Raw genomic sequence first — 14,147 nt, 5'->3', positions numbered from 1 at the left:
CTAATTCAGGCTGAAAAAAGTATGCTACAATAAAGAAAATAGCATTTTTAGAACCTGTGAAACATGGCAATATGCGGAATGCCATCTTCCAAATAAGTTTCACCAACAGCTTTAAAACCTAAATTGGTATAAAAGGTTTTTAAATAATACTGTGCCGATATTTTTATAACACTTTCGCGGAAATGTGTTTTAATCGCTTCCATTGAAAACACCATAATCTGATTACCATACTGGTGTTTACGCTCGTTTTTTTTAACAACAACCCGGCCAATACTAGATTCTTCAAAATAAATACCAGGTTTAAAAATACGTGTATAAGCCACCAACTTGTCTCCCTTAAAACCTAAAACATGCCATGCTTTTTGATCCTTTCCATCAATATCTTGATATACACAGTCTTGTTCTATCACAAAAACTTCACTACGTAATTGAAGTATATCATAGAGTTCCTGTGTAGTTAAAGCTTCAAAAGATTTTAGTTTAATGGATAACATCATGTTTATTAATAATGTAATTAAGTTTAAAATTTAAAGGTGTTCGAGCGGAGACGAGAACCTTTATATTGATTCAATTTTCACTTCTCGATTACGAAAGCCCCTTTTATTTGTTAACGCAGATTCTAAAATTTTCGCAGCATCATTAAAACTATTTTTTTAGATTGGAACTTACTGCCCCTTTATGAGGAGATTCCTGCCTACGCAGGAATTAGTCTTGAACGATCACGTCTTTAGCATCATCTTTACTGTATTCAGGCTGAATGTTTACATGATTAATATCGTACTTTTTAAAGACCAAATCTTCAATATCATGTAAAATGGCATCAAATTCTGATAGTGTTATATCCTCACTAAAATCGATATGAGCTTCCAGATGCACTTCATCTTCATTTAATTGCCAAACATGAACGTGATGCACATTTTTAATACTATCAAAAGCATTAATTTCAGCTACAATTTTTTCAATAGGTACCGAGGCTGGAGTGAAAAGCATTAAAACTTTAGTAGAATTGATAAGCAAATCAAAACCCATCCATATTAAGTATACAGCAATAGCAAAGGTAAGCACACTATCCACCCAAAAAAGCTGATAATATTTCATGAGTAATCCACCAATCAATACAGCAACACTAGCCATCATATCGGTTAAAAGATGAATGTAGGCACTTTTCATATTCATATTGCTTTTAGAATCCTTTTTAAGTAAAAGCACACTAAAACCATTGCCTAAAATAGCGACTAGGGATAGCCAAATAACAAGATCAGACTCTATAGCTTGCGGATTTTGAAAGCGTTCTATAGCCTCAATAATCAATAAAACAGCCACAACGATTAAAGTGGCAGCGTTGATAAAAGCAGCTAAAATTTCAGCTCTTTTATAACCAAAAGTCCTTTGAAAGGATGCCCTTTTCTTAGCTAATTTATTAGCTATATAACTAATAATTAAAGAAATGACATCGCTAAAATTATGTAAAGCATCACTTAAAAGTGATAAACTACCAGAAATAAGACCGCCAATAACTTGGGCAACCGTTATTACGATATTTAAAAGTATGGATATAACGAGATTCCGACCTTTAAGATCGGGATGATCATGAGTATGATGATGCCCATGATGTGCCCCCATTTAGCAAGAAACAGGAATTTTATCTATTCTCTTTTGGTGACGTCCGCCTTCAAATTCGGTATTTAAAAACACATCCACCATTTCTAAAGCTTGTGGAATAGCTGTAAATCTAGCTGGAATACATAAAATATTAGCGTTATTATGACTTCTTATTAAATGTACAATTTCCTTATTCCAGCATAAGCCAGCACGAATTTTTTGATGTTTGTTTGCTGCCATGGCCACACCATTAGCGCTACCACAAATAAGAATACCAAAAGTAGAGGTCTCGTTAACAACATCGGTAGCTACTGGATGTACAAAATCGGCGTAATCAACGCTGTCATGTGCATCGGTTCCATGGTTATTTACAGTATAACCTTTAGCTTCAAGAAGTTCCTTAATAGCAAATTTATATTCTGTTCCTGCGTGATCGTTACCTATAGAAATTGTCATGATTTAAATTCTAATTATTTTAAGTAGCAAAGTTACTAAATATATCATTGTTTTCTTGTTAAGATTGGAGACTGCTTTGATAAGGGAATCAAGATTATTGACTTTTTTATAAAGGATTTAAAATCGTCTATTAAAAAATATAGTTAAATAAGATCATTCAAAATAAATGATAGTATATTTGATAGTATCAAATGATAGTATCATAAAATGAAACCACCTTACGAAATTACATCATCCATTTTAAAATTAATAACTTCTATTTCAGAGAAAATAGGTGAAGTAAACGCTAATTTACTAAACAAACCTTCACCAAGATTGAGAAAACAAAATAAAATCAAAACGATTCACTCCTCTTTAAAAATAGAAGGTAATACACTTACAGAAGAACAAATAACAGCACTTCTTGAAAACAAAAAAGTTATTGGTCCTAAAAAAGATGTTCTGGAGGTTTTAAATGCTATCAAAATTTATGAAAACTTAGAACAATACAATCCTTTTAATGAAAAATCATTTTTAAAAGCTCATAAAGATTTAATGACAGGATTAATTGAAAATCCAGGTAAATATAGAAATCAAAGTGTCGGAATTGTAAAAGGTTCAAAAGTTGAACATTTAGCACCTCCTTTTGAAAATGTGAGATACTTAATGAAAGATCTTTTTGAATATTTGAAAAAGTCTGATGACATTGAATTAGTTAAATGTTGTGTTTTCCATTATGAAATGGAATTTATACATCCTTTTTTAGATGGAAATGGAAGAATGGGAAGATTATGGCAAACATTAATTTTAATGGAAAAATATCCAGTATTTGAGTTTTTACCTTTTGAAACTTTAATTAGTAACGACCAAGATAAATATTATCAAGCTTTGGCTGAAAGTGATAAATCAGGAAAATCAACGAAATTTATTGAATATATGCTAAACGTAATTAACCTTTCAATAAGTGAATTATTAGATTTTAATAATCGAACGTTAAATGAAAAAGATAGGTTAGAATATTTTGTTTCATTAAATAAAACTGAATTTTCAAGAAAAGATTATATGAATATTTTTAAAGATATTTCTTCAGCAACAGCTAGTAGAGATTTAAAAAAAGGAACTGAATTAGGTTTATTTGAAAAAATCGGAGAAAAAAATAAGACAATTTATCGTATAAAATAATTGAGTACAATTCAGTACACCATTTAGGACTAGTTCAAACTAGCTTACGACAAAACCTTTCTAATTTTCTATTCGTTTTTTCTTTGATAAATTTGGTACCGAATCACACTACAAATCATAAAAGCGACTGTTATTTTTTATACTAAAAATAACCTTCACAAAGTGTTTTTACCAACACTTTTTACTCTAAAAAACACAAGTGGTTCATAATCAAATTAATGGAATATATTTATTCCAAAATCACTGCCATCCCTTATGAATGTTGATTACTTTAAACATCGCTTTTAACAACTTGTTAATAACTGTTAATAGTTTTTTAAAAGAAAAATATTGAATATCCATTTATTTTTCCAATCAAAAACCGTAACTAAAAAAACAAATATTTAACTCACTTTTTTTTTCAATGTTATGAGCCTAAAAATTGATCGCTATAAACATAAAATTGAAAAAAGTTATGAGTAAAAAGTGGTTAAATGGAGTTGTTAACAACTGTGTATATAAAATTGAAATTCATTCAAAATAAAGCTTTTAAAAATATTTCTATTGTTAAGAACCTATTAACAAACTGTAAATTTAACGCCATCAAAACAAAACTTAAAAAAGTTATACCACTTATTAACACCCTATAATAACCACCATTGTTTTTTTAAATTTTTAAAAGAAAAATAATAATATATAGATATATGTTGATAACTATAAAATGGAATGATTTCTCAAAGAACTTATATAGTCTACTCTTTCTTTCATAATTAAGTTAAGCTTATAATATAGATAAATTCAGCTTCAAATTGCTTAATATATTGTGAATTAATGTTTACAAAACATCGCTTTAAAATATAAACCGTAGCTTTGTAGAAAATAAATAGCGTATCTTCTCCCAAAACCATGCTATTTAATAACACAATTTCTAGTATCTTAGAAATTGTAAACGATCACAGAATTTAATGACTAGAAAAAGAAAAGGAAAATCCAAAAATAAAGGCATTTCCAACCTATCAAATACCATATTAAGTATTTTAAAAAAAGAACGTAACCAAACGTTTAACTACAAACAAATAGCTGCCAAACTTGGCGTAAACGATGCGAGTAGTCGTAATCAAATTATAAAAAAATTACGAGATTTACAGGGCAAACAGGAGATTGAAGAAGTAGATCGCGGTAAATTTAAGGCCATTGTTAATACCGAATACCATACCGGTATCCTTGATTTAGCTTCTAAAGGTAACGGCTATGTAATTTGCGACGATTTTGAGGATGATGTATTTATCGCTTCTAATAATATTAATAAAGCTTTACATAACGACGAAGTTGAATTTTACGTCTATAAACGTAGAAAGCGCGGCAAGCTTGAAGGTGAAATTACCAATATCATAAAACGTGCTAAATCGGAGTATGTTGGTGTGATTCAACTGCATGATAATTATGCTTTTGTTGTAGCCGATAGCAATAAAATGTACAAAGATATATTTGTACCTATCAATAAAACCTTTAAAGCTGAAGATGGCGATAAAGTTTTAGTGAAACTCGAAGATTGGCCAGAAAAGGCCGATTCTCCTAACGGAAAAGTGGTTCAAGTTTTAGGAAAGCCAGGAGATCATAACACTGAAATTCATGCGATTTTAGCAGAATATGGTTTACCTCACGAATTTCCTTATGAAGTTGAACAGTTTGCTAATCATTTAGATACTTCTATTACTGCTGAAGAAATAGCCAAACGTCGCGACATGCGTAAAGATTTAACCTTTACTATAGATCCCAAAGATGCTAAAGATTTTGATGATGCTTTATCTTTTGAAGTGTTAGACAATGGTTTATACGAAATAGGGATTCATATTGCCGATGTGTCGCATTATTTAGAAGAAGGCACCGTTTTAGATGACGAAGCTTACGAGCGTGCTACCTCGGTTTATTTAGTAGATCGCGTGGTGCCTATGCTTCCTGAAGTCCTTTCAAATAAAGCTTGTTCTTTACGTCCGCATGAAGAAAAATACACTTTTTCTGCAGTGTTTCAAATGAATGATAAAGCCGAGATTAAAAATCAATGGTTTGGTAGAACGGTAACCTATAGTGATGCCCGTTTTGCTTATGAAGAAGCTCAAGCGATTTTAGAATCTAAAACAAATACCATTCCTGCTGAAGTGTCTTTAACAGGAAAAACGTATCAAACCGATCAAAAAATAGCCGATGCCGTTTTAAAAATGGATGAATTAGCTAAAATTATGCGCGGTATTCGTATGCGTTCTGGAGCGCTTTCTTTTGATAAGGTTGAAGTTAAATTCAATTTAGATGAAGAGGCTAATCCTATTGGTGTATTTTTTAAAACCAGCCAGGATGCTAATAAACTCATTGAAGAGTTTATGCTTTTAGCGAATCGAAAAGTATCAGAATTTATAGGAAAACAAGAGCCTAAAAAGACCTTTGTTTATCGTGTTCATGACGAACCAGACGATAGTAAATTAGCTAATTTACAAGGTATTGTGTCTAAATTTGGTTACAAACTTAATTTTAAAGACCGTAAAACTACAGCAGCTTCATTAAATCATTTATTAAAAGAAGTGAATGGTAAAAAGGAGCAAAATTTAGTAGATACGCTTACGATAAGAAGTATGAGTAAAGCCGAATATACAACGCATAATATTGGGCATTACGGATTATCTTTCGATTATTACAGCCATTTTACCTCACCTATTCGTCGTTACCCCGATGTGATGGCGCATCGCTTATTACAACATTATTTAGATGGTGGAAAATCGGCTAATGAAGATGTTTACGAAGAAAAATGTCAGCATTCCAGTAACATGGAAAACCTAGCTACTAAAGCCGAACGTGATTCTATAAAATACATGCAAATTAAATTCATGCAAGATCATAAAGATGAGGCTTTCGTGGGTGTAATTTCTGGAGTTACCGATTGGGGTATATATGTTGAAATTATCTCAAATAAATGTGAAGGTATGGTGAGTGTTCGCGATATGACCGACGATCATTATGCATTCGACCAAGATCAATATGCTATGGTTGGTAGAAATTCGGGTGTTACTTATCAACTTGGTGATGAAGTGGTTGTTAAAGTTAAGAACACCGATTTAGTTAAAAAACATTTAGATTTTAACCTATTAGGTAAACCTGAAACACCGATTTAAAATTATCACAAAGTGAATTCATCGTGGAACAATTATTGATAATTTTGTCCGAAACAACTAAAACATACAAACTATGAAACGCATATTTTTCATTTTTACTTTAATTTCTTCAACGCTATTCGCTCAAGAAAAGGTCGAAAAATCGGTTGGTGAATTTACCGAACTTAAGATTTACGACTTAATTCAAATGGAATTGGTACAGGCTTCCGAAAATAAAATTGTGATCACAGGAGAAAATTCTAATAATGTGGTTATCAATAATAAAAATGGTAAGCTGAAAATTAAAATGAATATCGAAAAAATATTCAATGGTAATAGTACTAAAGTAACTTTGTATTATAAACATATTGATATTATCGATGTTAATGAAGGTGCTCAAGTAACTTCTAACGATGTTATAAAACAATTTGAAATTGATTTAAGAGCTCAAGAGGGCGGAACTATATCTGTACCGGTAGAAGTGAAGCATACTTTAGTTAAAGCGGTTACAGGTGGTGTTATTACAGTCAAAGGAAACTCTAAAGATCAAAAAATAGATATCAATACTGGTGGAATTTTTAAAGGTGAGGAACTCATCACCGAAGATACCGATGTGTCGATTAAAGCGGCAGGTGAAGCTCATGTGAACGCTACTGAAGAAGTTAATGCTAAAATTCGCGCTGGTGGTAATGTTTACATATATGGGAAACCTGAAGTTATTAACGAAAACACAGCTTTAGGCGGTACGGTAAAGCGAATGGATAAATAGAACATTACCAATATAAAAACACTCAAAACCATCAAGTAATTGATGGTTTTTGGTTTTTATAAGCCATTCACTTTTCTTTTACTTTAAATATTTCTTTACTTTGTATAAAGCTTTTCAACTTTATGTTCGATGATATTTTAACAGCGGTTCCTTTCGGAATCATATTAGCCTTTACCATTGGTCCTGTTTTTTTTGTGTTACTTGAAACCAGTGCCACGAAGGGGTTTAGAGCGGCTTTGATTTTCGATTTAGGCGTTATTCTTGCCGATATTATCTTCATTCTAATTGCTTTTTACAGTACCAATAATTTAAGAGGTAAAATTGGAAACGATCCCAGTTTCTTGATTTTTGGAGGCGTTTTACTCATTGTTTATGGTATTATTTCCTTTATAAAAACCTCAAAATCCTTTAGAACCATTGTTAAAGAGTACTATAAGGTTGAAATTAATAAAGCTTATGGTAAACTTTTTATAAAAGGATTTTTACTTAATTTCATCAATATTGGGGTGCTTTTAGGCTGGCTTGGTTTTATAGTTTTAGGAGATTCTTTAACGTCTTCAGAGCATGGTGGAGCTATTTTTATTTGTTCAATGGTGGCTTCTTATTTTATTACAGATTTAATTAAAATTCTTATAGCTAAACGCTTAAAAGCTAAGCTTACACCACGACTTATTTTTAAAACTAAAAAAGTGATTGCTATCGTTATTTTTGCTTTTGGTATATTATTGTTAGTTCAAGGTATATTTCCAAATGCTTATGAGAAAAATAAAGAAAAGTTAGAGCATCAAATATATCACGATTAACTATTGAATACATAGAAAATAGTGATACACTGTAAAAATAGTTTTATATTTATTTCAGTTTAATAAAAATTTAAAAAGTATGAAAAATAAAGCTTTGGTTATTTGTGCCTCGGTATTATTTAGTGTGTTTGGTTGTGGTTCTAGTTCTAGTACTAGTAGTTCAACCTCTTCTACAAATAACGATACACTTGGGCCTCCAACAGATACTCAGTTGTTTAACACAACTCCAACAGCCCAATTAGTTAAGGACGATCCTGATATTAGTGATAATTTAGATTTAGAGGCCGTATCATCTGTATTTGGTGAATCAAAAGATTTAGAAGATTTTGAAAAAAGGCTTAATGATCCTAAAACACAAATTTCTAATCTTGATTTAAATAAAGATGGTGATGTCGATTATTTAAGAGTGGTTTGTAAAGATAACCAGGATGAAAAAGTTGTTATCATACAAGATATTATTGGTAAAGATAAATACCAGGACGTTGCCACTATAAACGTTAAAAAAGAAGACAAGTCAGTTCAAGTTGTTGGTAATGTGAATATTTATGGCCCTGATTATTATATTTACCCAGATTTTGCCATGACGCCACTTATTATGGATTGGTTTTGGGGACCTATGTTTAGACCATGGATATCACCGTTTTATTGGGGTTATTTTCCTCCTTTTTTCCGTCCTTGGCGACCATTCCCACCATACATTTACCATAATAACATAAATGTTCGTATTAATACACATAATGTTTATCATCATGGTAATTATAATCACTTCCATCCAAACCATAATAACCATCCTAATAACCCAAATCATAATTTAAAATCAAACACAAACCATCATGAGTTATCGAGAAATGACCATTTCGATAATCATCCAAAACAAACTTTTCAAGATCGTCGACCAAATTCTTATAATGCACATAATTTATACATGAATCGAGGAGGAACTTTTAACCGTTCTAGTTTCGGCGGTGGTTTTGGTGGCGGATTCCGTGGTGGTGGTTTTAGAAGATAAAAATCTAATTTAATAAGTTTAAAAAAGGAGAAATTTCACAGGATTTCTCCTTTTTTATTGGATAAACTTTTCAATTAATTTAGGAAATTAAAGATAAGTATGATGACAAAAAAAAGCTTCCAGAAAACTGAAAGCTTTTTTGAGGCGTCGAGCGGATTCGAACCGCTGTACAAGGTTTTGCAGACCTCTGCCTAGCCACTCGGCCACGACGCCATTAATATGTGAAATTTCAGGGTTTCTGAAATCTGCTGCAAATGTATAAAAAAATGTGACTTTTTTTTATATAAAATTACTTTTTACGCTTTTTGCGCATTTTTATAGTCACTTTCTCGACATCGCCACCAATGGGAGGGTTTAATTTACTTACCCAAACGGTCGCTTTTTTAACCAAATCATCTTCTTTAAAAATACGATTCAATATGCGTTTTGCAACTGTTTCTAAAAGTTGAGAAGGTTTATTCATTTCCTCTTTAATAACCCGATTTAAGAATACATAATCTACAGTATCACTTAGTTTATCAGACTTTGCCGATTTTTGTAAATCAGCTTCAACTTTTAAATTCACCGAATAATCACTACCAATTTTAGTTTCTTCTTTTAAACAACCATGGTGGGCAAAAATTCTAATGTTTTCAACGGTTATAATTCCCATATTTATGTAAATAGATCGAATACGTTACTTAACGCACTAGTTTTAGTTTTATAAAATTCTGTATAAGTGCAACGTTTACAGGTTACCGATGTAAATTTTTGATTTTGTACATCAAATATTTTAGATAATGTACCACCCGTTGCGCGCATTTGTCCGATGCTATAGGTTTTGTTTTGGCATTTCGGACAGGTATAATCTAAATTTTTCATAAAAATATTTCTTTTAGTATAACGTCGTTAGATGCTTTAATATACTGAAATAATTTTTATTACGCTTGATTAGATATAATGGACAAAAATAACTTGATTTTCCGTAATTTTGACCCTTATTTAGTTGAAAAAAATCAGAAAATGTCTGAAGAAAGAAAATCTCTCAATTTTATTGAGCAAATTATAGAAGAAGATCTAGCTAACGGGATGTCTAAAGATGACTTACGTTTTAGATTTCCTCCAGAACCAAATGGTTATTTACATATTGGTCATACGAAAGCCATCGGTATTAGTTTTGGTTTAGGTGAAAAATATAAGGCCCCGGTTAATTTAAGATTCGATGATACTAATCCGGCTAAAGAAGAGCAGGAGTATGTTGATGCGATTAAGAAAGATGTCGCTTGGTTAGGGTATACCTGGGATAAGGAATTGTTTTCTTCCGATTATTTTCAACAACTTTACGATTGGGCCGTACAGTTAATTGAAGATGATAAAGCTTATGTAGATTCCCAGTCTAGTGAAGCTATGGCCGAGCAAAAAGGCACGCCTACACAACCTGGTGTTGATGGGCCGTTTAGAAATAGAACGGTACAAGAAAATCTCGACCTTTTTGAACGCATGAAAAATGGTGAATTCGATGAAGGTGAACATATTTTACGTGCAAAAATTGACATGCAGCACCCAAATATGCTTATGCGTGATCCTATCATTTACCGTGTTTTAAAGAAGCATCATCACAGAACAGCTAACGATTGGTGTATCTATCCGATGTACGACTGGACGCATGGTGAGAGTGATTATTTAGAGCAAATTTCACATTCTTTATGTTCTTTGGAATTTAAACCACATAGAGAACTTTACGATTGGTTTTTAGACCAGGTTGTAGAAGATGATAAGCTTAGACCAAAACAACGCGAATTCGCACGTTTAAATTTAAGTTATACGATTATGAGTAAGCGAAAGCTGCTTAAATTGGTTGAAGATGGTATTGTTAATGGATGGGACGATCCAAGAATGCCTACCATTTCTGGTTTACGTCGTCGTGGATATACCCCTGCAGCCATTAGAAAATTTGTAGAAACGGTTGGTGTGGCTAAACGTGAAAACGTGATTGACGTATCGCTTTTAGAATTTTGTATTCGTGAAGATTTAAATAAAACAGCACCACGTGTTATGGCTGTTTTAGATCCTGTAAAACTGGTTATTACTAATTACCCAGAAGATAAAGTAGAGTGGTTAGAGGCTGAAAATAATCAGGAAGATGAGAGTGCCGGATTTAGAAAGGTGCCTTTTTCTCGTGAATTATATATTGAAAAAGAAGATTTTAAAGAAGAAGCTGGTAACAAGTTTTTCCGTTTAAAATTAGGAGGTGAAGTTCGATTAAAAAATGCTTACATCATTAAGGCTGAATCGGTTGTTAAAGATGACAATGGAGAAGTAATTGAAATTCATTGTACGTATTCTGAAGATACCACCAAGCGTGTTAAAGGCACATTGCATTGGGTGTCTATTCCGCATGCGATTAAAGCTGAAGTTCGTGAGTATGATCGCTTGTTTAATGATGAAGCTCCAGATAGTCATCAAGACAAAGACTTTATGGAATTTATCAATCCGAATTCTTTAAAAATTATCAATGCCTTTGTAGAACCTAGTTTACAAGAAGCTAAAATTGGCGAGCGTTTTCAGTTTCAACGTTTAGGTTATTTTAATGTTGATGACGATAGCACTTCAGAAAAGTTAGTTTTTAATAAAACAGTTGGTTTACGCGATTCATGGGCTAAGGCCCAACCAAAATCACAAAATAAACCAGCACAAAATAATACTCAAAATAGACCAGAACGTAAGGCTATAGATGTGATTCAGCAATTGGGTAAAAAATACACCAATTTACCTGAAGCTAAGCAAGAAAAGGTTAAAGCTGAAATATTAGAATTAGCTGAAAAAGTGAGTTATGAAGAGTTACAGCCTTTGTTTAATACGGCTGCTAAAAAGGTAGGAACGCGTATTGCTGTTGCTTTAACTTTAGGCGTATTATTAAAAAATGGTCAAGCTAAAAATGATGACATTAATGCTTTTATAGATAAAGCTACCGAAGATAAAAATGACATATTAGTGGCTGTAGCCAACGCGATTTAGTAGATAAAATTGGTGTTTTTAATAAACACCAATTTAATAAATAGGCTGCTTAAAAAGTTATAACAAGCGTCATGCTGTGCTCGACACAGTATCACCTCACATTATGAATCAATAATTGTGAGAATCTGAAATAAATTCAGATTGACGTAAAACCAACTTTTTAAGCAGCTTCTTTATTTTATGGGCTGATAATCAGGTATTTTAATTATATTTAGAATTCTAACCACTAAACATTAAATAATGGAATCTTATTTTAATCTTCTAGCGATGCTTGTAGCTGCTATTTCGGCACTGGTTATCGGATTTATTTGGTATCACCCTAAAGTATTTGGAACTGCTTGGATGCGTGCTACTGGCTTAACTGAAGCCGATTTGAAAGGCGGTAATATGGCTAAGATCTTTATTTTAGCACTCTTTTTTGCCTTTTTATTATCATCGGCACTTCCTGGTATTGTTATTCATCAAGTTGGCGCTTTAAGCTTGGTTGGTGGTGATCCTTCTAACGCTTTGCCTTCCTATGCTGCATTTCTTTCAGATTATGGAAATGCCTTTAGAACCTTTAAACACGGTGCCTTACATGGTACATTAACAGGAATATTTATTGCCTTACCCATTTTAGGTACTAATGCACTTTTTGAAAGAAAGGGCGCAAAATATATCTTTATAAATAGTGGCTATTGGATTGTCACTTTAGCTATTATGGGAGGTATTATTTGTGCTTGGTAATCCTATTATTTTTGTAAAGTTTTAACTAAAATAAAGACTGAGAATTGTAATTTTCAGTCTTTTTAATTTCTATTGAAAACCTATAAAATTTACGATGCTTCTGAAGTGCTTCCACAATCATGGGATGATTTAGTGGAACATGACATTTTTCTACAAAAAAAGTATTTACAAGCTTTAGAAAAGGGTATTCCCAATAACATTCAGTTGTATTATGTTGGTGTTTTTATAGACGATCAATTGGTTGGGATAAGTATCGTTCAACATGTGAAATTATATCTTAAAGATATGTTTCGGAAAACTGAGGTGTCCTGCGTTAAAGAGTTTTTTCAACAGCATATTTCAAAAGTTTTAAAAGGTAATGTGTTAGTAGTTGGAAATCTTACACACACAGGCCAACACGGCATGTTCTACGATAAAAACACCATTTCTTTTAGTGTATACACGAGTTTAGTTTTTAATGCTTTAAAAACGCTTAAAACGCGTATTAAAGAAAACCATAGTAAAACGGTGCGCTTAATCATTCTTAAGGATTTTTTTAAAGATGATTTACTATATAACCAATCTCAGGTATATCTAAGCGAAGGATTACATCAAGTGGCCGTGCAGCCGAATATGATAATGAACCTGCAGCCCAATTGGGAAAATTTTAGAAACTATACTTCAGAACTAACCAAGAAATATAGAGACCGTTATAAACGCGCTAAAAAAAAGTTTGGAAAAATTATTAGCAAAGAACTGGATTTAGAGCTTGTTAAAATCCATCATGAGACGCTTCATAAATTATATTTGAATGTCTCCAATAACGCCAAGTTTAATTCTTTTGTATTACCCGAAAACCATTTTTTAAGCTTAAAACAACAACTAGGAACCAATTTTAAAGTATATGGTTACTTTTTAGATGGTACCTTAGTCGGCTTTTACACTCTTATTTTAAACGGTCAGCAATTAGAAACTTACTTTTTGGGTTATGACAAAGCCCATCAGTTTACCAATCAGCTTTATTTAAATATGCTGTATGATATGCTGCAGTTTGGTATAGAAAATAACTTTAAAAATGTGGTTTATGCAAGAACTGCTATGGCTATTAAGAGTTCTATAGGGGCTAAAGCAATACCTATGGAAATGTATATGAAGCACACCAATAAGTTCTGGAATTGGGTATTAAAGCCGGTTTTTAAACTTATGAATCCCAAGCAAGAGTGGGAGGAAAGACACCCTTTTAAGTAGGATTGTTTATTTATTTAAGCGTTTAATGGTGTAGATGTTTTTTGAATATCCGCTAGTGATAGTAAAGTTACACGTCACCCTGAATTTATTTCAGGGTCACATTATAAAATATAGATTTCATACCTAATGAGATGCCGAAACACGTTCGGCATGACGAAAAACAAACAATTGTAACTTGTTTAAACTAAAATTCATAAAGAACAAATTAGTGTCTAATTCAATACAATTAGAATCTTCAATAAAAAAAGCCTTAGGTTGTTAAAACATAAGGCTTT

At 32.1% G+C, this 14,147-nt stretch carries 13 protein-coding genes and 1 tRNA gene; 8 read left to right on the top strand and 6 right to left on the bottom strand.

The window, feature by feature from the left end:
• Positions 1-47 precede the first annotated feature (47 nt).
• The 3 genes from JJL45_RS03035 to JJL45_RS03025 form a co-directional block, all read right to left on the bottom strand.
• Positions 48-494 (bottom strand): GNAT family N-acetyltransferase, encoded by a 447-nt coding sequence (locus JJL45_RS03035; RefSeq protein ID WP_202664371.1) that lies wholly within the window; start codon positions 492-494, stop codon positions 48-50.
• 211 nt (positions 495-705) lie between these two features.
• Positions 706-1,623: a cation diffusion facilitator family transporter gene (locus JJL45_RS03030; RefSeq protein ID WP_067145537.1), complete on the bottom strand. Its 918-nt coding sequence runs from the start codon at positions 1,621-1,623 to the stop codon at positions 706-708.
• A complete protein-coding gene (locus JJL45_RS03025) occupies positions 1,624-2,058 on the bottom strand; it encodes an RpiB/LacA/LacB family sugar-phosphate isomerase (RefSeq protein ID WP_067145535.1) in 435 nt (144 codons plus the stop codon). It lies immediately after the preceding gene.
• A gap of 207 nt (positions 2,059-2,265) precedes the next feature.
• Between JJL45_RS03025 and JJL45_RS03020 the strand changes: the two genes are divergently transcribed.
• The 5 genes from JJL45_RS03020 (at position 2,266) to JJL45_RS03000 (ending at position 8,922) form a co-directional block, all read left to right on the top strand.
• On the top strand, positions 2,266-3,219 hold the full coding sequence (locus JJL45_RS03020) for a Fic family protein (protein WP_068605026.1): 954 nt from the start codon (positions 2,266-2,268) through the stop codon (positions 3,217-3,219).
• Between the two features lie 944 nt (positions 3,220-4,163).
• Positions 4,164-6,362 carry a ribonuclease R gene (gene rnr, locus JJL45_RS03015; RefSeq protein ID WP_068605027.1) on the top strand — a complete coding sequence of 733 codons (2,199 nt, stop codon included), beginning with the start codon at positions 4,164-4,166 and terminating at the stop codon, positions 6,360-6,362.
• 73 nt (positions 6,363-6,435) lie between these two features.
• Positions 6,436-7,110, top strand: coding sequence for a head GIN domain-containing protein (locus tag JJL45_RS03010; RefSeq protein ID WP_068605028.1), 675 nt, complete (start codon positions 6,436-6,438; stop codon positions 7,108-7,110).
• 122 nt (positions 7,111-7,232) lie between these two features.
• Complete coding sequence (locus JJL45_RS03005) at positions 7,233-7,913, top strand: LysE family translocator (RefSeq protein ID WP_068605029.1); 681 nt, start codon at positions 7,233-7,235, stop codon at positions 7,911-7,913.
• A 79-nt stretch (positions 7,914-7,992) separates the two neighbouring features.
• Positions 7,993-8,922, top strand: coding sequence for a hypothetical protein (locus JJL45_RS03000; protein WP_068605031.1), 930 nt, complete (start codon positions 7,993-7,995; stop codon positions 8,920-8,922).
• 142 nt (positions 8,923-9,064) lie between these two features.
• On the opposite strand, the gene JJL45_RS02995 is transcribed toward JJL45_RS03000, so the two are convergent.
• The 3 genes from JJL45_RS02995 to JJL45_RS02985 all read right to left on the bottom strand — a co-directional run bounded on the left by JJL45_RS02995 (position 9,065) and on the right by JJL45_RS02985 (position 9,783).
• Positions 9,065-9,135 (bottom strand) — tRNA-Cys (locus tag JJL45_RS02995).
• A gap of 76 nt (positions 9,136-9,211) precedes the next feature.
• Positions 9,212-9,574 carry a dihydroneopterin aldolase gene (gene folB / locus JJL45_RS02990; protein ID WP_067145515.1) on the bottom strand — a complete coding sequence of 121 codons (363 nt, stop codon included), beginning with the start codon at positions 9,572-9,574 and terminating at the stop codon, positions 9,212-9,214.
• Positions 9,575-9,576: 2 nt separating this feature from the next.
• A complete protein-coding gene (locus tag JJL45_RS02985) occupies positions 9,577-9,783 on the bottom strand; it encodes a zinc ribbon domain-containing protein (protein ID WP_068605033.1) in 207 nt (68 codons plus the stop codon).
• A gap of 141 nt (positions 9,784-9,924) precedes the next feature.
• Between JJL45_RS02985 and JJL45_RS02980 the strand changes: the two genes are divergently transcribed.
• The 3 genes from JJL45_RS02980 (at position 9,925) to JJL45_RS02970 (ending at position 13,872) form a co-directional block, all read left to right on the top strand.
• Positions 9,925-11,919, top strand: a complete 1,995-nt coding sequence (locus tag JJL45_RS02980; protein WP_068605117.1) for a glutamine--tRNA ligase/YqeY domain fusion protein — start codon at positions 9,925-9,927, stop codon at positions 11,917-11,919.
• A gap of 240 nt (positions 11,920-12,159) precedes the next feature.
• On the top strand, positions 12,160-12,645 hold the full coding sequence (locus JJL45_RS02975) for a DUF1761 domain-containing protein (RefSeq protein WP_068605035.1): 486 nt from the start codon (positions 12,160-12,162) through the stop codon (positions 12,643-12,645).
• Positions 12,646-12,717: 72 nt separating this feature from the next.
• Positions 12,718-13,872 carry a hypothetical protein gene (locus JJL45_RS02970; RefSeq protein ID WP_068605037.1) on the top strand — a complete coding sequence of 385 codons (1,155 nt, stop codon included), beginning with the start codon at positions 12,718-12,720 and terminating at the stop codon, positions 13,870-13,872.
• The last annotated feature ends 275 nt before the right edge of the window (positions 13,873-14,147 follow it).

Origin of the sequence: Tamlana sp. s12 (genome assembly GCF_016767215.1) — a bacterium.
Lineage (GTDB): Bacteria > Bacteroidota > Bacteroidia > Flavobacteriales > Flavobacteriaceae > Pseudotamlana > Pseudotamlana agarivorans.
This window is presented reverse-complemented; position numbering and strand designations above follow the sequence as displayed.